This window comes from Aquimarina pacifica, from assembly GCF_000520955.1.
Classification (GTDB): domain Bacteria; phylum Bacteroidota; class Bacteroidia; order Flavobacteriales; family Flavobacteriaceae; genus Aquimarina; species Aquimarina pacifica.
Genome location: NZ_JACC01000002.1, coordinates 99,312 through 121,971, shown reverse-complemented (window position 1 = coordinate 121,971; position 22,660 = coordinate 99,312). Strand labels below are relative to the sequence as shown.

Annotated in this window: 19 protein-coding genes; 12 read left to right on the top strand and 7 right to left on the bottom strand. The window is 31.3% G+C overall.

Going from position 1 to position 22,660, the window contains the following annotated elements:
* Window positions 1-104: 104 nt before the first annotated feature.
* The 8 genes from DZ60_RS0101590 to DZ60_RS0101555 all read left to right on the top strand — a co-directional run bounded on the left by DZ60_RS0101590 (window position 105) and on the right by DZ60_RS0101555 (window position 8,827).
* Window positions 105-710: a sugar transferase gene (locus DZ60_RS0101590; RefSeq protein WP_025739895.1), complete on the top strand. Its 606-nt coding sequence runs from the start codon at window positions 105-107 to the stop codon at window positions 708-710.
* Window positions 711-726: 16 nt separating this feature from the next.
* Window positions 727-1,818, top strand: coding sequence for a hypothetical protein (locus tag DZ60_RS0101585; protein ID WP_025739893.1), 1,092 nt, complete (start codon window positions 727-729; stop codon window positions 1,816-1,818).
* Between the two features lie 92 nt (window positions 1,819-1,910).
* The gene (locus DZ60_RS0101580; protein WP_025739891.1) at window positions 1,911-3,419 is read left to right on the top strand and encodes an AMP-binding protein; all 1,509 of its coding nucleotides are present in this window, start codon (window positions 1,911-1,913) and stop codon (window positions 3,417-3,419) included.
* Entirely contained in the window at window positions 3,419-3,658 is a 240-nt protein-coding gene (locus tag DZ60_RS0101575; RefSeq protein ID WP_025739889.1) for an acyl carrier protein, read from the top strand. The genes DZ60_RS0101580 and DZ60_RS0101575 overlap by 1 nt, the downstream gene beginning before the upstream one ends.
* A gap of 22 nt (window positions 3,659-3,680) precedes the next feature.
* Window positions 3,681-4,286 (top strand): sugar transferase, encoded by a 606-nt coding sequence (locus DZ60_RS0101570; RefSeq protein WP_025739888.1) that lies wholly within the window; start codon window positions 3,681-3,683, stop codon window positions 4,284-4,286.
* 4 nt (window positions 4,287-4,290) lie between these two features.
* Window positions 4,291-6,504: an FAD/NAD(P)-binding protein gene (locus DZ60_RS24600; protein WP_025739887.1), complete on the top strand. Its 2,214-nt coding sequence runs from the start codon at window positions 4,291-4,293 to the stop codon at window positions 6,502-6,504.
* Between the two features lie 71 nt (window positions 6,505-6,575).
* Complete coding sequence (locus DZ60_RS0101560; protein ID WP_025739885.1) at window positions 6,576-7,667, top strand: GNAT family N-acetyltransferase; 1,092 nt, start codon at window positions 6,576-6,578, stop codon at window positions 7,665-7,667.
* The gene (locus DZ60_RS0101555) at window positions 7,664-8,827 is read left to right on the top strand and encodes a GNAT family N-acetyltransferase (RefSeq protein ID WP_025739883.1); all 1,164 of its coding nucleotides are present in this window, start codon (window positions 7,664-7,666) and stop codon (window positions 8,825-8,827) included. Before DZ60_RS0101560 ends, DZ60_RS0101555 begins: the two co-directional genes overlap by 4 nt.
* A 2-nt stretch (window positions 8,828-8,829) precedes the next feature.
* Here the strand turns inward: DZ60_RS0101555 and DZ60_RS0101550 are convergent, their stop codons facing one another.
* Both DZ60_RS0101550 and DZ60_RS0101545 read right to left on the bottom strand, forming a co-directional pair.
* Entirely contained in the window at window positions 8,830-9,819 is a 990-nt protein-coding gene (locus DZ60_RS0101550) for a hypothetical protein (protein WP_025739882.1), read from the bottom strand.
* A 5-nt stretch (window positions 9,820-9,824) separates the two neighbouring features.
* The gene (locus DZ60_RS0101545) at window positions 9,825-11,276 is read right to left on the bottom strand and encodes an MBOAT family O-acyltransferase (protein WP_025739880.1); all 1,452 of its coding nucleotides are present in this window, start codon (window positions 11,274-11,276) and stop codon (window positions 9,825-9,827) included.
* An 869-nt stretch (window positions 11,277-12,145) separates the two neighbouring features.
* Between DZ60_RS0101545 and DZ60_RS0101540 the strand changes: the two genes are divergently transcribed.
* From DZ60_RS0101540 to DZ60_RS0101525, 4 genes are all read left to right on the top strand, one after another.
* Window positions 12,146-13,279, top strand: coding sequence for a DegT/DnrJ/EryC1/StrS family aminotransferase (locus DZ60_RS0101540; protein WP_034228321.1), 1,134 nt, complete (start codon window positions 12,146-12,148; stop codon window positions 13,277-13,279).
* Complete coding sequence (locus DZ60_RS0101535) at window positions 13,276-15,204, top strand: polysaccharide biosynthesis protein (RefSeq protein WP_025739878.1); 1,929 nt, start codon at window positions 13,276-13,278, stop codon at window positions 15,202-15,204. The genes DZ60_RS0101540 and DZ60_RS0101535 overlap by 4 nt, the downstream gene beginning before the upstream one ends.
* Window positions 15,205-15,457: 253 nt before the next feature.
* Window positions 15,458-16,243, top strand: a complete 786-nt coding sequence (locus DZ60_RS0101530; RefSeq protein ID WP_025739877.1) for a polysaccharide biosynthesis/export family protein — start codon at window positions 15,458-15,460, stop codon at window positions 16,241-16,243.
* A 12-nt stretch (window positions 16,244-16,255) separates the two neighbouring features.
* The gene (locus tag DZ60_RS0101525) at window positions 16,256-18,622 is read left to right on the top strand and encodes a GumC family protein (RefSeq protein ID WP_025739875.1); all 2,367 of its coding nucleotides are present in this window, start codon (window positions 16,256-16,258) and stop codon (window positions 18,620-18,622) included.
* Here DZ60_RS0101525 and DZ60_RS0101520 read toward each other — a convergent pair.
* The 5 genes from DZ60_RS0101520 to DZ60_RS0101500 form a co-directional block, all read right to left on the bottom strand.
* Window positions 18,609-19,346: a tyrosine-protein phosphatase gene (locus DZ60_RS0101520; RefSeq protein ID WP_025739873.1), complete on the bottom strand. Its 738-nt coding sequence runs from the start codon at window positions 19,344-19,346 to the stop codon at window positions 18,609-18,611. The two genes, DZ60_RS0101525 and DZ60_RS0101520, sit on opposite strands and share 14 nt — an antisense overlap.
* Window positions 19,347-19,552: 206 nt before the next feature.
* Window positions 19,553-20,287, bottom strand: coding sequence for a head GIN domain-containing protein (locus DZ60_RS0101515; protein WP_025739871.1), 735 nt, complete (start codon window positions 20,285-20,287; stop codon window positions 19,553-19,555).
* 30 nt (window positions 20,288-20,317) lie between these two features.
* Entirely contained in the window at window positions 20,318-21,412 is a 1,095-nt protein-coding gene (locus tag DZ60_RS0101510; protein WP_025739869.1) for a DUF4097 family beta strand repeat-containing protein, read from the bottom strand.
* Window positions 21,393-21,959, bottom strand: coding sequence for a hypothetical protein (locus DZ60_RS0101505; protein WP_025739867.1), 567 nt, complete (start codon window positions 21,957-21,959; stop codon window positions 21,393-21,395). Before DZ60_RS0101505 ends, DZ60_RS0101510 begins: the two co-directional genes overlap by 20 nt.
* Window positions 21,956-22,504 carry an RNA polymerase sigma factor gene (locus DZ60_RS0101500; protein ID WP_025739865.1) on the bottom strand — a complete coding sequence of 183 codons (549 nt, stop codon included), beginning with the start codon at window positions 22,502-22,504 and terminating at the stop codon, window positions 21,956-21,958. Before DZ60_RS0101500 ends, DZ60_RS0101505 begins: the two co-directional genes overlap by 4 nt.
* Window positions 22,505-22,660: the final 156 nt, after the last annotated feature.

Sequence of the window (22,660 nt, the reverse complement as noted above, 5' to 3'; positions counted from 1 at the left end):
TATTATTATGAAGATTGTTTTAGTGCGCATTTTAGTGAATGGTTTTTACATTTGTATGTAATAAACAATTGACATAATAATTCATAATTTAAATTTTAGTAAGAGTGTATAGTTTTTTTTTCAAAAGAGTTTTAGATTTTAGTATTTCATTTGTTTTGTTGATTCTAATTTCACCAATATTTTTGGGGTTAATTCTTTTTCTAACCATAGCTAATAATGGTAAACCATTCTTCGTTCAGAAAAGACCAGGAAAGAAAGAAAAAATATTTAGTATACTGAAATTCAAAACAATGAATGATGATACAGATGCGAATGGCGAATTATTACCTGCAGAGGATAGAATCACGACTGTCGGTCAAATTGTAAGAAAAACTTCTATGGATGAGATCCCGCAATTGATTAATGTAATCAAGGGAGAAATGTCTTTAATTGGTCCGCGACCTTTGATAATTGGATATTTGCCAATATATAATGAGGTACAGAAAACAAGACATGATGTAAAGCCCGGGATTACAGGTTGGGCACAAGTTAATGGTAGAAACTCTATATCATGGACCAAGAAATTCGAATATGATGTGTGGTATGTTAATAATCTAAGTTTTTTGTTAGATCTTAAAATAATGGGACTCACTGTAAAAAAAGTCCTGCAAAAGAAAGATGTTAATCTTTCTGAAGAGGTAACATCAGAGTATTTTAATGGTAAAAATTAGTTTTTAGGTAATATCGATGAGTAAAAATTTGGAGGTAGTTCCCTTAACAAAAAAAATGTTAAGAGAGGGAGTAGAAAAAAATACATTCTGGAAAGAAAACCTTGAACCAATGGCCAAAAGTAAAGCACGTTGGTTATTAGGTAATACACGAATACGCGAAGAAGATTATTGCGGGGTGATAGGGTATGAGGATAATAAAATGATTTCTTTTATTTTTATGTTTCCTGATTTTTTGAATACCAAAAACACTAAGAAAATATATTGGATGATTGCTTGGTGGGTTGACAAGCAATATAAGGATACCGTTTTATCAACATATATATATAATGAAGCAGTTAACCTTGCAGGAAAACAAGTCATTATTAAGTCTTATACAGAAAATGTAGCGGCTTTTTATAAAAAACAACCTTTTAATGTAATCGCATCAAGATTACGATATACAATATTTTTTAGTCTTGATTCATCTATGTTAATAGGTAAATTTGGATTTCTCAAATCATTTAAGTTTTTAATAGATTCATTTGATTCAGTTTTTGGAGCGGGCATACGGTTACTAAACAAGTCAAGACTTAAAAGAAGAACCAAATCATTAACATACGATTATATAAATCAATTAGATGATGATACGTGGGAGTTTATAGAACCTTTGTGTAAAAATGATTTAATCTATAAAACTAGAGAATATGTAAATTGGCAAATTAATGCGCAGCAATATGTGCAGATTCCTGTTGGGGCTAATTACCCTTTTACTTCATTACAAACTGGAACAAGTCGCAATATTTATATACATTCTTTGAAAATTATAAAAGAGCATAAAATTATTGGATTTTTATCCTATATTATTAATCATAATGAGTTTAATGTAAAATATTTCTTAGTTAAAGAAGATCAGTATTATGATGTTTGTGTAGATGTAGTAATGCAGCATTGTATTAAGGCTAAGAGGAATTTTATTTTTACAGATGATACTAAGTTATCTAATAGTATTACAGAAAGATATACCACTATTTATGTGCATAAAACGAATAAAAAAGGATTAGCTCATATAGAAATTAAGGAGGATTTTGATAATCTCACTTTAGAAAATAGGGATGGTCATTTTTATTAATGATTGTCTGTGTCATATTAGAATGTACATAGGGTTTTCAAGGAATATAATACTCAAATTATAGTACAAAAGGAAGTAATTTATAGAAGGAAATGAAGTTTGTAAAAAGACTACAAAAATCGATAGAAAATCACATTCATAATAATGCATTATGCATTAACAACTCCTTTTATACATATAAGGATTTTGCTTTGACGATTTCAAAAATACGAGCGTCAATTGTTGAAACTGTTGCCGAATCAGAAAAGTTGATAGGTTTGGTTACTAATGATGATATAGAAACATATGCAACGATAATTGCGCTTTGGCTCGAAGGAAAAGCATATGTACCCGTTAATCCTGCAACGCCCATTGAGCGTAATGAAAAGATTTTTGAATTAACAGGTACAAAATACGTTATCGATTCTTCTGAAAGTTCATTATATCATAAATTTAGCATCATTGATCCAAAAGAATCAGAAGAAGTAGATATTGACCTTACTCCAAAAAAGTTTTCTGGAGACCAATTAGCATATATTTTGTTTACTTCGGGAACTACAGGGCTCCCCAAAGGCGTTCCTATTACATTTGATAATTTAGATAGTTTGGTAAGTGCGATAGATGATGAACCGACTTTTAGTCTCAACGAAAAGGATAGGTGTTTACAAATGTTTGAGCTCACTTTTGATTTTTCGGTAGTTGCTTATTTATTTCCTTTTTTAGCAGGATCTTGTCTATATACAATACCAAACGGAGCTATTAAATATTTTTACATCTTTAAACTCATAGAAGAACAAAAGCTCACTGTGCTTACAATGGTACCTTCTATAATTAATTACCTAAGACCCTATTTCTCTGAGATCAATGCAACCGATGTAAGGTATTGTAGTTTTGGAGGTGGGGCGTTATATAAGGATATTGCCAAAGAATGGAGTGCATGCTTACCAAATAGTAAAATATTTAATTACTACGGACCTACAGAATTTACTGTTTATAGTGGTTTTTATCCATATCATAAGGATACCCATCAAAAAGCATATAATGGTATCATAGCGATAGGAACTCCACAAAAAGACACGAGCTATTTGATAGTAAACGAGGATAATGAAGAGGTAGCAATTAATGTTATGGGTGAATTGTGTTTGGCAGGTCCCCAGATTACACCAGGATATTGGAAAAACGAAGAGCGTAATACGCACTGTTTTTTTAATCGACAAGAAGGAAATAAGATAGTACGCTATTATAAAACGGGCGACCTTTGTATCAAAGATGAAGAGGGAGATTATTTGTATGTGGGTAGGGCAGATTTTCAGGTAAAAATAAGAGGATATCGAGTAGAATTGGCAGAAATTGAATTTCATGCCAAATCAAAATCCCAAATTAAAGTAAATATGGTAGCTTTGGACATTAAAAATAATTTAGGAAATACCGAATTGGCTTTGGCTATAGAATCAGAAGAATTTGATACCGAAACACTATTTGAGTATATGAAAACGAAAATGCCAAATTATATGATTCCTACACAAGTGAAATTTGTAAAGGAGTTCCCCCATAGTATAAATGGAAAAATAGACAGGAAAAAGTTAAAAGCATTTTTTGACAAAAAATTAAGTAATCAATAATGAATAAAGAAGAAATTTTATCTAAAGTAAACGAAGCGTTCGTCTCAGTGTTAGAACATAATAACTTTGAACTGACGGATCAGACAACAGCAGATGATGTTGATGGGTGGGAATCAATTACTCATATGATGATAATAACAGAAGTAGAAAAAAAGTTTGAAATAAAATTTAAGCTTATGGATTTGATGAATATGAATAATGTTGGAGATTTAATAAACACTATAACATCTGAAATATAGATGTTTGAAACGAGTAAGTCATATGTATACATTGTTTTTTAAACGTTTTTTTGATTTTGTAATAGCCTTAATAGGAATTGTTATGCTATCACCAGTCTTATTAGTGACGACATTAATTTTGATGTTTACTAATGGGGGTAAACCTTTCTTTTTTCAACCACGTCCTGGTAAAAAAGAACGAGTTTTTAAGATTATAAAATTCAAAAGTATGAACGATAAAAAGGACAGCGATGGCGAATTGCTTCCTTTTGAACAAAGGATTACCGCAACAGGGAAGTTTATAAGAAAATATTCCTTAGACGAAATACCACAGTTATTTAATGTTCTTAAAGGAGATATGAGTCTTATAGGTCCTAGACCTTTGCTGGTAAAATATCTTCCTTTATATAGTGAGGAACAAAGTAAACGCCATGATGTGCGACCAGGAATAACAGGTTGGGCTCAAATAAATGGAAGGAATACTATATCATGGAGTCAAAAATTTAAACTAGATGTGTGGTACACTCAAAACGTATCTTTTAAAACTGATATTAAAATAATTCTTTTAACCATTAAGAAAGTGGTTTATAAAGAAGACATTAATAGTGGTGAAAATGTAAATATGCCTACTTTTAATGGAAATAACTAACCGAATGAAAACAGCAGTAATTATTGGAGCAGGAACCCAAGGACAGGTATATGCATCCTATTTAAAAGAAGCCGGTATTAACCTTATTGGTTTTATGGATGATAATCCTGATTTATTGGGTAAAGAGGTAATTGGTATTCCTGTATTAGGAAAATATACTGATTTATTTCTTGATGAGTTCAAAGAAAAAATTCAAGATGTCTATTGTCCGATTGGGATCAATTCGGTACGAATAGAATATTTATCTACACTAAAAAAAGAAGGGTATGGTATCCCCGGATTTTTGCATCACACAGTATCTATAGCTCCCGATGTAATTTTAGGAGAAGCGGTATATATGCTTGCAGGAAATTCTGTCATGCCTCATACGACTATTGGTAATTATGTAATGATCAATAGTGGAAGTACAATTGCACATCATGCAACCTTAGAAGACGGTGTATTTATGTCCTCAGGAGTGAATATAGGTGCACTGATTCATGTTAAAAGAAATGCTTATATAGGTATGGGAGTTACTGCCATGACTGGTATAAAAGAGATTGGCGAAGAGACACTTATTGGTGCAGGAACAGTAATTATTAGAGATGTCCCAGATTATGTAGTGCTTGCCGGTAATCCGGGTCGGGTACTTAGAACTAAAAAACCACAAGGTATTGTCTCTGATCCAAATAATCCTTCTGATCTTACTTTTATAGGATCAGGAATCTCTTCCTCTTTTACGATTTTACAATTTTTGAATAAAATCAAAGATCAAGAGGTCAAAAGAAAAATTACAATTAATGTAATTGATAAGTATAGTGAATTTCATTTAGGAATACCTTATGGCGAAAGATCAGGTTTTTCTGTACACTTAATAACATCATTAAAGAATTTTTTACCCGAACCAGAATTGGGAGTATTCATAGAGTGGCTAAATAAAAATAAATATTGGTTGTTAGATGAATTTAGAAAAGAAGGAGGAGAACTGGCAGCAAACTGGATAGATACCCATAGCGAAAGGATACAGAATAATGATTGGGAACCTTTATTCGTTCCGAGACGCTTTTTTGGAAAATACTTAGAAGAAAAAATAACAGAGTGTATTAGCCATGCAAAACAAAAGGGGCAAATTGCAATCAATTATATTGAGGCCGAGGCCATAGATCTAGATAAAAACAATGGAGGGTATAAAATTATCCTTAAAAACAAAAATATTATCTATTCTAAGAAAGTAGTCCTTTCTGTAGGTTCTTTACCAGTGCGTTACTTATGGAAAAATGCACCATTGGTCGAAGAAGAAAAATTACTTTTTGTCAATAATCCGTATCAACCAGAATTAAAGAAGGTTCTTAAAAAGATTGATCAATTTGTTTCAAACCGAAAAAACGAAAACACTAATGTCTTAATAGTGGGAGCAAATGCGAGCGGACTAGAGTTATTATATAAACTTAATGATGTAGAAGGTATAGCTTCGAAAATTAATAAATTCACTGTGTTATCTACACAAGGGTTGCTACCTGATGCGGTTCCTGATGAAGAAAGGATGAAAACCTTTGTTCCAAATAATTTGAAAGCATTGTCAAATGCTAGTAGTTTGACAGCAAAAGAAATAGCTGATGCAACTTATAAAGATCTAGATTATGCAGATGAGATTAATTTGGGTCCTGCATCTACCGTAGGAATTATTTCTAGTGCATTTGGGGCATTGTTAGGAAAACTTGATGAGGAAGAATTAAGAACTTTTGCATGCCGATATGGAAATGATATTGGACGTCGTCAGCGATGTGCAGGTTTTCATTATTCTAAAAACATAGATCAATTAAAAAAAGAAGAGCGATTTGATCATATTGCCGGAAGATTTGTAACGATTAATAAGGCAGATACAAATGAATATTTCTTAGAATATCTAGATACCGCATCTGGTACAAATATGGTATCTGATGTTCCTGTTCACTTAGTGATTAATTGTGTCGGAAGCACTAATTTTTCTCAAGAAGATGTACCTGAATTATTAGCAAATGTGGTGCAAAAAGGTTTTTGTAAACCAAATAATTCTAGAATAGGTATTGATGTAAATGAGGCCTTAGAGGCATCTGATAACTTGCATATCGTTGGGCCTTTATTGGCAGGTAACTTGTTAGAAGGTAAAGCAGTATGGCACGTAGAACATTGCGGAAGAATTATATGGCTGTCAAAACTTTTGTCAGAGCAAATGCACACCTATTTTTTTGAAAAATGATTTAAAAAGTGACGTTTAGTATATATACCCCGAATGTAATTTACATCACCAACTAATAATACTTTTTACACTTGAAACAAAATTACAAAATATCAATAAAAAGTCTTGAAGATAGCATAAATGTCGCAGAATACAAGGAATGGCTTATTGCAAACTCGAATAATAGCGTGTATTATTCTGTAGAGCATATGCGTCCTTTTGATAAGGATTTTGGTAAGCTAAACTATTTCTCATTCGAAAAAGATAATACTGCTATAATTGTGATGCCTTTCATTATTAGAGAAATATCCTATAATAATACATCAAGTCCATATTATGATGTGATTAGCCCATGGGGATATTGTGGTCCCATAATGCAAGAATCTGTTATATCCGAAGATTTAGTAGAATTTTGGGAACAAGTGGATCAATGGTACGCAGAGAATAATATAGTTACCGAATTTGTGCGTTTTAGCCTTAATGGTAACCATCAACATTATTCAGGATCGATTGTTAAAACATTATCTAATATACGAGGTAATTTATTTTCCAATTTTGAAGAGCAATGGACAGCTTTTAACCCTAAAGTAAGGAATAATTACAGAAAAGCTATTCAATATAATTTAGACTTTAAAATATTTCATAATAAAGAAATTACAACTGATTTAATAAAAATTTTCAATTATATATATGTGGATACGATGAATCGCAATAATGCGGATAGTACCCACTTTTTTTCTGATACATATTTTGAAAATCTGATTCTGTCGAATTTAGAAAATTTCTCTATTGCAGTTGCATATTATGAAGATATTCCTATTTCGGTAGAACTAATTATAAGCTATAAACAAACAATTTATGCATTTCTTGGTGGTACGAATGCAGAGTATTTTAGTTACCGACCCAATGACTTTTTGAGAGTAAAAATAATTGAGTGGGCAATTAATGCCCAAAAGAAAAATTACGTTTTAGGTGGTGGTGTCAAAGATGGAGATGGGTTGTATCGAAGTAAGAAAGCTCTTTTTCCTAAAGATGAACCTGCAATTTTTTATACAGGTAGGAAAATAATTAATCAAGAGGTACATGAAGAATTATGTCTTGCTTGTAATAAAGAAAAATATTTAAATTTATCAAAAGAAGATTTCGATACTCACTTTTTTCCATTCTATAGATCTAGTAAATGAAAAAAAAACAACTTGATTACTTTTTTTCGATTTATGAAAAGAATATTATTCCAAATATTTTTTCACAAATAAATTGTCAGGAGCCAAAAGAAGTTGTTATTAATTCAGACTATATCAAAGAAGAAGTAAATACTTCTAGTATTATTTATTCTATAATGTTTGTGCCGGATTATTTAGATCCAAAAATTGATGAAACAGTTTTTGGGTGTAAAAGTGTTAGGCAATTTTTTAAAGGATATGCTATATTTTTCAAAGGATTCGATACCGTAGATTCTTATATCAAAAACCGTTTTAAGAGGAAAGCCAAAAATCTTAGAAGAACATTAAGAAGATTAGAGACATGTTTTAATATTTCTTACAAAACTTTTTACGGAGAAATTGAAAAAGAACAATATGATTTTTTGATGAAATCTCTTCAGGAGATGTTGGTCAGAAGATTCGAGCAACGTAATGATGTTAGTAAAGCTTTATTGAGGTGGGATCATTATCATGAGACTTTTTTTTCTTTAATAAATGATAAGAAGGCATCATTGTTTGTTATATATGCAGATGATGTTCCTATTGTGGTTGCTCTCAATAATCATTTTGAGAAACGAATGTTTAGTGCTGTCTCATCATATGATATAGATTACTCAAAGTTTGGATTAGGTACTATCGAAATCTATAAAAACTTAGATTGGTGTATTACTAATCAATATGATTCTTATGAGATGGGAATGGGGGATATGCAATACAAAAAGGAATGGTGTAATCATATTTATACTTTTGAACACAGGATTATTTACCCCAAAAAAAGTTTAAGTTGTAGACTACATGGGACTAAGGAGTATATAAAAGTAGCATTCAAAGAATTTGTTTTTAAAATAGCGTATCAGTCATATAATGCATTGAAATTAAAATTTAAAAAACAAGAGAGTAAAGAGGAGTCTTTTGAGATATTTTCTTTAGACAAAATACAACAACAAGGCGAAGAACATACTCTAATTGATTATACTACAGAAGCTTATTCATTTCTTCGAAAACCGGTTTTAGACTTTTTGTTTTCTGCTACAGAACATATCAGTAATATTAAGGTGTTAGAATGTAATAAAGATCCACGATCTTATATAATTCAAGGAACATCAAAAGCCCAAAAAGTGACTTTTTATGCTTATAATTAATACTAGAAATCACAAATGAATTGTTGTGATATAAGACGTTTTTTCTGAATATGTTCAGAGATAACGTTGGCTATTAATTCTCTACCATGGTTGTTCCAGTGTCTGTCATATATTAATGTAGTAGGCTGGTCAGAAGAGGTAAATGAAGACGAAAAGTCAATGTATGAATATTCATTTTCTTTTAGGTATGACAAGAAAAGAGTAGGAGTGATCCTAGTATCAAGAAGAAGTGTAAATCTTTTTTTATCATATCCATATTTTGTTACCAAATGTTCGAAATTAGCGAGGTATTTTCTTTCTAATTCTTCTTTGTCTTTAGGAGTAATGTGGTTGTTTACCAGCTCTTTTTTTTGTTTAGGACGAAAAAGATTAATAGCCTTACGGATGAATATTTGTGGAGGATCTAAAACGCCAATACTACTGCAATAGACAAGTAATTTACTTTTTTTTAGTGTTTTGTTTAAAGGAGACTCAAGAGCTAGTCTACTGGTTACTACCTCATATGTGTCGCGTTCTAGATCATTAGAGAATTTAATTCCTAAAATAACATGATCAATAAGGTCAAAATCCTTTTGGTATGAATGAATTAAATGTAGTTGATCAGCAAAATCATATCCCGCGTACCCATATTCATAAATTTCTATTTCGGGTATAAATTTTTCAATTTTTTTACCAATTGAATTATAGTAATGCTGATGAAATCCTTCAATAAAAGAGTCTCCGACAAGAGCAACCTCTATTTTACCGTGTTTGGGGTTGAATTCTCGATAAGAATTAAAACCAGAACTATTAATATTAAACTCAGAAAAGTTTTGTTTTCTATTTCCCGTTACAGAGTACCCATGCTGATTAGGTTTCCATTTTTCTACCTTGTGTTCATCAAGAAGTCGTGTTGGATTATCTTTTCCTAAATAAAAAACCCTAACCAATACCTCTAATGTAATAAGTAGTAAGAATAGGTATAGTGAACTTTTAAAAATAAGTTTTTTCATAATTTTTAAAATTGAAAATATATAAAGGATCTATCAGTAGTATCGTCAAAAAATAGGAGCATACTTAAAATAACCAAAGTATAAGCAGCAAATCGAACAATACGAGATTTAAACTTAAAGGGCGATCGTTCATCTCTTCTGATTCTAAACTCGTATAAAATGAATATTCCTAATAGGATAAAGTAATCTATCATGCGATAACCAAGGGGGTGGTGATACTGTTCAAAAGAAAAATCGGAAAATATTCGTTTTAAATAACCCCAGGCATCAGTGATAGACTCTGATCTAAAAAATATTCGTGAAAATGTAACCAATATAAAGGTTGATATGATTTGTAGCACTTCTTTTAATGACGGAAGCATTCTGTTTTCTGCAACCACATTATTCATGTAAATTCGATTTTTTCCCATTAAAAAAACAGGGATATAAAAAAGTGCATGAATGGCTCCCCAAGCAATAAAGGTCCAATTAGCGCCATGCCAAAAACCACTTACTATGAATATAATACATATGTTTCTTACAGAGGAGAGTTTACTACCTCTGCTTCCTCCCAAGGGAATATATAGGTAATGTCTAAACCAAGTTGACAGCGAAATATGCCATCGTTGCCAATATTCTGCCACATTTCTAGAAAAAGTCGGAAACTTAAAATTTGACATTAATTCGATTCCTAACATCTTAGATGTACCGATAGCAATATCAGAATATCCACTAAAATCACCATAAACCTGAAAACTAAATAAACAAACACCAAGGATTAGGGTAGAAGCAGGGTGATCAGTATAGTTAGCAAAAATATCATCTACAATTGGCGCAATGGCATCTGCAATAGCTACTTTTTTGAATAGTCCCCAAAGAATAAGTTTTAATCCATCGGTACACTGTCTGTAATCAAAATTTCTTTTTTTTGATAATTGAGTTAGAAGATTAGAGGCACGTTCTATAGGACCTGCTACTAATTGAGGGAAAAAGCCAACAAAAGTAGCAAAGGATATAAAGTTTTTTGTCGGAGTTAATCGATTATAATATATGTCTAATGAATAAGACATTGTCTGAAAAGTGTAAAACGAAATACCTACAGGTAAAATGATTTGTAATGTCCAAGTATTCGTGATAGGATACCCAACGGTGTTAAGAAGATCAATCCAAGATTCTACAAAAAAGTTATAGTATTTAAAGAACCCCAAAAGTCCAATATTAAATAGAATACTAATCCAAAGCCAAGTTTTTCTTCTTTTGCCAGAAGGACTTTTGAAAATTAATTGTCCCATAAAGTAGTCAACAAGGGTACTGGCAAGTATAAGAAATAAAAATCGCCAATCCCATAAGGCGTAAAATACATAACTAGCAATAAGAATAAAGGCATTTTGGAAGCTTGTTTTTTTAGAAAAAACAAACCAATATAGAATAAATACTATTGGCAGAAATATAAAAAAGCTTATAGAGTTAAATAACATTAAAATATAATTTATAATGTAGGTCGCGCTCTTTTTTACTTTACAGTAATCATAAAATTCGGGGAAGAATTATCCAAAAAAAGGTGAAAATTACCCTTGTTTTTAGAGGAGTAAATGTTAAACATTTAATTGTATATATCAAGTATTTAATTAAGTATTTTTTAGATGCCTTGTAATGTATGTTTTAGCAAGAGTAAGGTGCAATTATCAAGGGGAAAATAACCCCATAATAAATAGGTGTTACACTAATAAAATTTATGAAAAATAGCAGTACTATTGTAACTAGTTTAACTAATTTTGCGTTCTGGGGGAAATGATAAAATTAAAAACAAAATAGTTGATTTTAACGTCTTTTTTGGTATTATATCTGGAAAGTGTTAAAATATTTAGTTTCAAAAACATATATTTAAGTGAAACTAAAGTATTGTTGTACTATGGAAAAATTAAAAGTAAAAAACACGCTATATAGTGTTAATAATTGTTTATTAAAAAATGTTAAATATTTAATTATGAGGAGTTTTTGTTAAACAAAAAAGGATTCCGATTTTTTTATACAAGTATATTTTGATGTTTAAATAATAATTTTCTTACGGTATTGCCGTATTTTATGTAGGTGTGTAAGTCAATATGGGTCATTTAACGTGTTTTTTGAGTATTGTGTCTAAAAAATTAGATTTTAAATTGTTAATTAATTTAACTGAGCTATTTTTGTTTAGAAAACAAATTTAAAGTAAATTCAATACAGGAAGTTCTACCCCCCTTTCTTCCAGCGTTTTTAGATTGTCATTTAGAAAATACTGATTTATTTTATACATAATGTATGATGTATATTCAAGTTAAATTATTGTTCAATAATTAATGGGAAAATTATGAATATAATTGATTCAAAAAAAATATGGCTTTCTTCACCGCATATGGGTGGATCAGAGCAAAAATATGTGCAAGAAGCATTTGATACCAATTGGGTAGCACCTTTGGGTCCTAATGTGAATGGACTCGAAAGCGATATCGAATCGTATCTTCAAGAAGGTGTTCATGCTGCAGCATTAAGTTCTGGAACCGCGGCCTTGCATCTTGGTTTGCAGATGTTAGGAGTTAGCTACGGTGATGAAGTGTTGTGCCAGAGTATGACATTTGCCGCTTCAGCCAATCCAATAGTATATTTAGGTGCTTCTCCAGTATTTGTAGATAGCGAAAAAGATACCTGGAACATGTGTCCTGAGCAATTAGAAATTGCAATAAAAGATAGAATTGCTAAAGGTAAAAAGCCTAAAGCAATCGTGGCGGTACATTTATATGGTATGCCATACAAGGTTGAAGAAATACATGCTATTGCTACAGAATATGAAATTCCAATTTTAGAAGATAGTGCAGAATCCTTAGGTAGTTCTTATCAAGGGATTAAATGCGGAACTTTTGGTGATATCGCCATACTTTCATTTAATGGTAATAAAATTATTACTACTTCAGGAGGCGGGGCTTTACTATCGAAGAAACAAGCTTACAAAGACAAAGCAATTTTTCTTTCTACACAGGCTAGAGATAATGCTCCTCATTATGAGCATTCAGAAATAGGGTATAACTATCGAATGAGTAACATTGCTGCAGGAATCGGAAGAGGACAAATGGAAGTTCTTGATGATCATGTACAAAAGAGAAGGAGTAATTATGAGTTTTATAAAGAAAATTTAGAAGAATTTTCTGGGATATCATTCTTAGATGAACCTAAAGGGGTGTATTCTAATCGATGGTTGTCTTGTATAGAAACCAGTTCCTATGAAATGCGCGAAGAGATACGTGCGTCATTGGCAAACGAGAATATAGAATCCAGACCGTTATGGAAACCGATGCATCAGCAACCCGTTTTTGCAAAGTGTGATACATTTCTTAATGGAGTTTCTGATGATTTATTTGATCGAGGTCTATGTTTACCAAGTGGATCTAATCTTGAAAAAGAAGATTTAGTAAGAATTGCGTCAATAATTAAAAATGTAGTGAGATGATCAAGGAATACTTAATTAATAACTCGCATAAACACGCCTCTAAATGGCTTGTACTGTTCATTGATGTTGTAATTACAATATTTAATTTCTTTTTGGCTTATGTGATACGATTTGGGATTACTCTTAACGAAGAAAGTGCATCCCTGTTCTATCAGATTCCTGTTATGACAGCTCTTGCAATATTAAGTTTTTTATTAATAGGGTCTTATAAGGGAGTTGTTAGGCATACTGGTATGAGAGATGCATATAATCTTTTTCTATCTGTTACAGTTTTAATATGTTTTACAGGGTTTTTGATGGCTTCTAGTAGGCTATCATTGATGCCGGATATATTAAACATTCCTATATCGATTATTTGTATTCACTATTTACTTAATATTATTACGCTTACTACCAGTCGTTTAATATTCAAGTATTGCTATTATTATGTTAAATCAAAACTAGGAGAGACATCTAGAGTTTTGATTTATGGAGCAGGTGATTCTGGTTTGATAACTCTTGCTGCAATAACAAATGATTCTAATAGATCCTTATCAGTTTTTGGATTTGTTGATGATAATACTCAAAAAATTGGTAAAACTATTAATGGTATCAAAGTATACTCTTCTAAGACAGTTAATCAAAGCTTTATTACCAAAAACAATATTAAAGAAATCGTAGTTTCGATTCCTCACATAAGTAAAAAACGTTTATCAGAAATCTCTGATAGACTGTTAAAGTTATCTGTTACCGTAAAAATTATACCTGCAGTAAATGACTGGATCGATGGTAAATTAAAGATTTCTCAAATTAAAGAAATACAGATAGAGGATTTATTAGATCGAGCTCCTATTAGTATGGATAATCAAAATATCAAGGAAGAACTTCTTGACAAAGTGATTATGATTACAGGAGCCGCAGGATCCATCGGTAGTGAGATTGTGAGACAAGCATCTTACTATAGTTATAAGCAGTTGATATTGGTTGATCAGGCAGAATCACCATTATATGATTTGCAACAGGAATTGTTGAGTAAAGGAGTTGTGAACTTTACACCAATTGTTGCAGATATTAGAGATCATGAAAGAATAGAGACTATATTTAAGAAGTATAGACCCAATATGGTGTTCCATGCAGCGGCATACAAGCATGTACCTTTGATGGAGAACAATCCTAGTGAGGCTATTAAGATTAATGTATTAGGTACAAGGAAATTGGCAGATTTGTCTTCTGCTTTTGGAGTTGATAAATTTGTATTTGTATCAACAGATAAAGCTGTAAACCCTACAAATGTAATGGGAGCCACTAAAAGAGCAGCCGAGATGTATATCAAATGCTTGCATAAGACTAGTAAAACAAAATTCATTACAACTAGGTTTGGTAATGTGTTGGGTTCTAATGGATCTGTAATTCCTTTATTTAAGAAACAAATTCAAAAAGGAGGTCCATTGACGGTAACTCACAAAGACGTAACTCGTTTCTTTATGACAATTCCAGAAGCATCTCAATTGGTTATAGAGGCAGGTACAATGGGTAATGGAGGTGAGATTTTTATTTTTGATATGGGAGAATCTGTTAAGATTTTTGACTTGGCTAAAAAGATGATTAGACTTTCTGGTCTAACATACCCAGATGATATAGATATCAAAATTTCAGGGTTACGACCAGGAGAAAAATTATATGAAGAATTACTGGCAGATACAGAAAATACATTGCCGACATATCATAAGAAAATTATGATCAGTAAGCATGACGATAGTAATTATGATTATATCAAAGAAAAGATAGACAGTCTTTGTGCAATGAATTTATTGAATCAGGATCATCAAATAGTAGGAAAATTAAAAGAAATTGTTCCAGAATTTATTTCTAAAAACTCTACTTTTGAAAGTATTGATAAAATAAACAAAGATAGTATGAACAAGCAAAGAAAAGTTTTAGTTTAATTTTAAGGGAATACAACTAACTTTTATCTAAGTCTTTGGTAGCTCAATATGAGTTCAGTAGCATAACATAGGGAATAAAAAAACAGTATATATAAGTATTGTTGAAATAATAAATTGATACCAATAAAAATAATTGGTATCTTTTTGCTTATTTTAATATCTTAATCAATGAATAATACCGAAATGTTTTCTGATTTTGGGTTGTTGTTTTTTGAAAATGATACTAAGCATTATTTATAATAAAGGAAAAAGTATGAGAAATAGAATTTTGTGTTTAATTTTAATAGTAGTGACATCATTTTCATGTAAAGTTCCTACTGATGTTGTCTATTTTCAAGAATCTCAAAATTTAGAAGAAATTTCTTCAACCAATACCTTTACTCCCGTTTTTAAGGTTGATGATGTTGTTAGTATTTTTATTTCAGCAGCAGATATGGATGCTGCAAGACCTTTTAATTTAATGCGGGGAGCATCCCTTTCAACATCTTCGGTAACCGGTGGTGGAGCAGATGCAGGAACCTCTTCTGAGCCGACATATCTTATTGACGAAGAAGGGAATATTGATTACCCCGTATTAGGAAGAATGAAAATAGCTGGTCTTACACGTACGCAGGTTAAAGAACTGATTAAAGAAAAGCTGAAAGTGTATATAAATGATCCGATTGTTAGTGTACGGCTAAAAAACTTTAAAATAACAGTTTTGGGAGAAATATCTAGACCGGGATCATACACAATACCAAATGAGCGAATAACTGTTATAGAAGCACTTGGCTTAGCAGGAGATACCACTATTAGAGGTAAAAGAGAAAATGTGGTAGTAATACGAGAGAATGATGGTGTTAATACGTATCATCGCGTTGATCTAACTTCTAAGTCTATTTTTGAGTCTCCTGTCTATTATTTGGCCCAAAATGACGTACTTTATATAGAACCCAATGATGCACGAATAAGAGAGTCCAAAACACGAAATAATACCGTAGGGATTGTTGTTAGTATAGTTGGAGTCTTAATATCTGTTGCAGCCCTGATCCTACGATAATTAAAAAAACCTATGATTTCTAACACGAATAATTCACCTACAACAAATACTGCTATAGAGTCTTCTTCTAGTTTTGGCTTTGATCTAAGAGATCAGATAATAAAGTATCTTAAATATTGGTATTGGTTTGCTCTAAGTACTATTGTTTGTTTGTCATTAGCATATGTTTATATGCGCTATACGATTCCTCAATATAATGTCTCATCAACTATAATTGTTTCGCAAGATGAGAGTATTAGTGATTCAGAATTATCTGCCTTTAAGGATTTAGGATTGTTTGATGAATCAAAGAACATGATTCAGAATGAAATTCAACTTATTAAATCCAGGACATTATTGACAAATGTGGTTAATAATTTAAAACTTAATGTTAGGTATTTTAGCGAAGGAAGAATTTTAGAAGTAGAAAATTATCCAAAATCTTTAGTAGAAATTAATTTTTTATCCCACGATTCTATTATCCAGAAGAAATCACAAATATTTCACGTTTCAATTAACTCAGGGACTTCTTTTTCTTTTATAAATGATAAAGGCGAAAAATTAAGTGATCATTCTTTTGGGAAAACAATTGATAGTAGTGTAGGGGATATTGTTATAACGCCCAACACAGATAAATTAGAAAAATATATAGGAAAGGTAATAAAGATTCAAATATCACCGGTAAAGATGGTTGCAGAATCCTATAGAAATAGGGTGTCTATTACACCAGTTAAGAATTCATCAATTGTTCGATTATCACTTAATGATCCTGTAAGCGAAAAAGCAAAGGATATTATAAATAATCTTGTCGAAGAGTATAATAAGGCAACAATAGAATCTAAGAAACAGGCATCTACCAGAACGGCAGAGTTTATTAATGATCGTTTAAATCTTATTTCTGGAGATTTAACTCAAGTTGATGATGAGGCAGCTGGATACCTTTCTAGGTATGGCTTGACTAATGATATAAGTGCACAAACACAACGAGTAGCAGATATAGATTCTAGAAATGCCCAGGAAATAGCACAATTAAATACACAACTTAATTTAATTGGATCAATGCGAAGGTTTGTTTTGAGCCAAGAAGGGAAATATGATCTTGTTCCTGCTAATTTAGGTTTTGACGACCCAACAATTACTAGTACTGTATCTAGATATAACGGTCTTATATTACAAAGACAACGCTTATTAAGATCATCAAGTGCACAAAACCCTGTTGTTGTTAATATAGATCAGCAGATTGATGGTTTGCGTCAAGTTCTTATTGGTAGTTTAAATAGTCTAAGGAGTTCAATAAATATTCGAATGAAGAGTTTGAAGACTCAGGATCAATATTTTAGCGGTAAGCTTTATAGCGCGCCTACCAGACAAAAAGATCTAAGAGTAATTGAGCGAGAGCAAACTATTAAAGAACAACTCTATCTGTATTTATTGCAAAAGAGAGAAGAAGCAGAGATCACTAGTCATATAACACTATCTAATGCAAGAGTGATAGATAAAGCTTCTACTTTAGGCTCTTATCCTGTGTCTCCTAATAAAAAAATGACTTATGTTGGAGCCTTATTTTTTGGATTTATAATACCATTCTTAATTATATATGTTTCAGACTTATTAAATGTAAAGATCAATTCACGTGAAGATCTAGAAAAAGTACTATCAATGCCAATTATTGGTTCTATCCCTAAGGTTAAGACCAAGAAGAAAATTATGGTTTCTCAAAATGATCGATCAGGAATCGCAGAGGCGTTTAGGATATTGAGGACCAACTTGGATTTTCTTATGGCAGGAAAAAGTGGAGATGAAGGAAAAATTGTTTTTGTAACATCCACTATTTCAGGAGAAGGGAAGACATTAGTTTCAACGAACTTGGCAAAAACGTTGGCTATTTCAGGAAAAAGAGTTGCTTACTTGGGTACAGATTTACGTGATCCGAAGTTTCATAGGTTTTTTGATTTGCCCAGCGGTAAAGAAACAAAAGGTCTTACGAATTTTATTATGAATAAGGAGTTAAAGCCTCAGGATATCTCATATAAAGATAAAGAGGAGAATTCTTTTTATATTATTCCCTCTGGAGCAGTTCCTCCGAACCCTGCAGAACTTTTGATGCAGGATCGAGTGATTGAAATGTTTGATTATCTTAAAAAAGAATTTGATTATGTTGTAGTAGATACGGCACCAGTAAGTATGGTAACTGATACGTTATTGATAGCCAAATTTGCTGATTTATGTATTTATATCGTAAGAGAGAATTATTCTGATAAAAGAATTCTACAGATTCCAGAGAATTTTTATAAAGAGAAACGTTTACCAAACATGGCAGTATTACTTAATGCTGCAGGAACCAAAGTAGGGTATAACTATGGGTATGGATATGGAGATAAAAAGTCTAAGAAAAAATAGCGTTATTTTGCATTAATTCGCTTACTTTTTCTGCTATTTTGGGTTGAAACCCTTGTTCTAATACTCCTAGTTGGTGATAATTGTGTATATCCGTGCCAGTAAAGTCTATGTAATCTAGACTCATAAGTCTTTTTGCCATATTTTGTACTCGTTCCCCATAATATCCAGATAAAGACAGTAAATTGATTTGAAATAGGAATCCAGATTTCTTTAATTCATCAAATTTCTTGAGATCGTCATGATAAAAAGAATACCTTTCGGGATGTGCAAGAATAGGGATGTATCCCGCCAACTTAATTTCGAATAAAAATTCGCTTATATTCATAGGTGGTCCAAAAGTAGACATCTCTACCAGAATATAATTTTTATGTAATGGCAGAATATCTTTTGATTTGATTCGAGAATAAAATAAATCATCTAGCATATATTCTGCGCTTGCCTGTAATTCTAATTTTCGGATATTTAGGGCAACAATGATGTCTTTAATTTCCTGTAAATTTTCTTGTATTGTATGCGATGTATTTGGCCATACATCTTGTATAACATGAGGTGTAGTAATTACTTTTTTTACACCCATTCTTTCAAACCTCTCTAGAATATATGCAGACTGATACATAGTTTTTACGCCATCATCTATACCTGGTAAAAGATGCGAGTGAATGTCTATATATCCATCTGGAATAAATTCTTCTAGAGGAATATCTTTTTTTGATAAAAATGACAATGTACTTCTGTTTGGGGGTGAATTTTTCCTGTTTTTGCTCTCCTTACGTTTTTCCTGTTAAAAAAAAGCATTGTATCAAAAATACTGATTATTATGCATAAAAAAAACTGTTTAATAGTAACTAATTAAACAGTTTTTTATTGTAAAATGTAGTAAAAATAGAAATAATGAAATATTTCTTGTTTTTTTAGGGTTTTAACCAGTGATTATAGTTTTCTAATGTCTCCTGAACCAGACACTTTTTTATCTTCTATTTCGGGTTCCCCTTTATAAAATATATTACCCGAACCGGCTATACGAGCTTTTAGAGATGAAGAGGTAGAGACTTCGATATCTCCCGAACCCGATATATTTGCAGTAACATTTTGCGCTTTTAGATCGTATGCACTTATGTCGCCAGATCCTGCGACGTTGGTACTTAAATTTTCTGCACTTCCGATAAGTATTAAATCTCCAGAACCAGAAACTTGTCCCCAAACTTTATCAGCTTCAACGGTTAGTTTGATGTCTCCAGATCCCGATACAGAAGTTTTGAAATTAGATGCTTTAATGACATCAGACCCATTAATATCTCCAGAACCTGATAATGTAACTTGTGTAATATCTTTAAAAGGAGCTGTAATAAGAAGTTTTTTGTTGTAAGAAGGTTTTATATAATACCCTTTTTGAACATAAATTTTTAAGACGTCATTTTGGACTTCTGTTTTTATATAATCAATTAGATTACTTTCCCCTTCAATAGTTATTTTTCCTTCTGTCCCGGATACTAAAACAACATCAAGACTTCCTTTCACTTTTATCTGGTCATATTCTGGTATGGTTCTATTTTTAGTAACCACATTACCATCTCCATTAATTTTTTTTCCATTGCCCCACCATTGTGCATGTAGCGATATTGTATTACAACATATGATAACTAATATAATTCCCAATTTTTTCATCGAATTCTTATTTTGATTATTTATAAAGTATTAGTTTTTTCTTAGTTTAATTCCTCCATAGCTGGCACTAATATTAATATTACTTGGGCTTTCTGATTGTCCGTAATATCCTTGATAGTCTTTCTTATTGTCTTTTACATATTTTTTATTGACAAGTATACTTTCATCTAGTTTAATACCACCATAGGATGCTTTTATTGAAAAATTAAAAGAACATTCAGTTTCATATCCAATAATAACACTGGTATAATCTGTTTTAATATTAATACTCTCAAAAGCAGGTTGTAACTGATTTATAGTAATAGAACCATAATCAGAATTTACAGAAAGTTCTTTTGAAATGTTGCCTATTTTTGTGTCGACATAATCTGAATCACCGATTATTTTGCCTCCATTTTCTATTTTGAGGCCACCATAGTCACAATTGTAATTCAGGTATTTTATATTCTTGAATTTTGATTCTGTATAGTCGGCATTAAGATCAATTTGATCACTGTTTTCAATTTCGAAATCTGAGTAGTCTGCATTGATTTTCCCTGATTTTAAATATGCAATAGAGCTATTATTGGTATAGTCAATATTAATATAGTTTTCATCGCTAAGTAATTCTCCTAATATGATTTGACCGTAATCACAATTTATCTTTGTATTCCCTTGAGTTTTATCCAATGTAATGCTTCCGTAATCATTGTCAAGTTCTACGTGATTAGTAATAGGCACTTTTACTGTATAATTTATTTCCATATTTAATTTTCCGTTCCAGCTGCGAGTCCATTTTTCCCACCATGACATATCACCTTTGCTAAAGGTAGTTTTTGCATAGACTGATTGAGGTGAAGCCGAAAAGTCAACATTTATAGATTCTAGTTTTTTGATAACACTGTTTTCGCTATCACCACTTACCTTAATACTTACATCAATGACAATTTTATTTTCATTCCAAGATGTTATATCGAGATTACCATAGTCGTTACTTATTTTTAATACTGCATTTTTATCTACAGTAAATTCTTTTTTGAGCGTTTTTTCTTTGGTGTATTTTCCTCTCAGTTTTTCATGAGTATTGCTCATAAGTATTAACGGAAAGAAAAACAGGATAATTATATTATATGATAGTGTTTTCATTTCGGGAGGTTTTAAAGTTGTTAATATCATTTATTTTTTGAAGCACATTCTCAAGAAGATTTGCACGTTTTTGAAAATTTCTAATCATAGCACTAATAACACGTTTGTCATTACCGCTTTTAAATAAATCTTTTTTAAGAGTTTCATAGTCAGATTCTAATTTTTCTAACTGTGTCATTGCGTCGGTGACTATTTTTGTAGTTTCGGGTGAAGAGACTTTATTAATTTCTTCTAATTGAACTTCGATTGCCGAAGTAAAAAAACTTTGAGTTTCTTCCATCTGTATAGAAACAGTTGCCAACTCTACTTCCTTATTAGGGTCAAATGTAATGGCTAAAAAAGAAACACCAAAAATAATACTAATTGATGCTGCAATAGAAATAGCCTTGAGCCAATATGTTGTTTTGGGCTGTATAGAAACTACTTTTTCTGACTCTTCTTCTTGCAATTTTTTGAGAAACCTGATCTTATGATTATCTGAGGGTTCATGAATGTCTAATTGATCTTTCATGCCTTCAAACAGTTCTTCTATTTTATCCGTTTTCATGTTTGTTCTAATTTTTTTCTTAAACTTTCTTTTGCTCTCGAAATTAACGTTCGACAATTTGCATATGATATATCCATAATCTGGCAAATTTCTTCGTAATCATATCCTTCTATGAAGTGTAGTGATAGTATAGAGCTATAACTGTCTTTTAGTTTTGATAGTGTCGATACTATTGTTTGGACTTTAACTGAAGATAAACTTTCTTCAGAAATCCCATTTGTATCAGTAAGTGAGTACTCAATAGTGTCGATATCTACTTCATTATAACTATTTCTTTTACGCGAAGCTGTCAAACTTGCATTAATAACTATTTTCTTAAGCCATGCTCCGAACATTTTATTATCCTCTAGCATTGGGAGCTTTGTAAATGCTGTGAGAAATGCCTCTTGCATAATATCTTCGGCTTCTGCCGAATCTTTTACAATTCTTAAAGAAGCATTGTACATAGCTTTATAATAGCGTGTATATGTTTCGAGCTGCGCATTTTGATCTCGCTCACGACATTTTGCTATTAATTGATCTGTATTTAGTTTGGTTAGTAACAAAAAAAATAATTTACTTTTGTATAAAGATATGCTTTGATATGTTTTGTTACAGTTTTTAATTTTTTTTAAAGCTTATGGCATAACAATTGAATTATAAATAAATGAATTTAACTGTAATCCCCTTTGTTTATCGGATTTTGTTAGGTTTTCAATGAT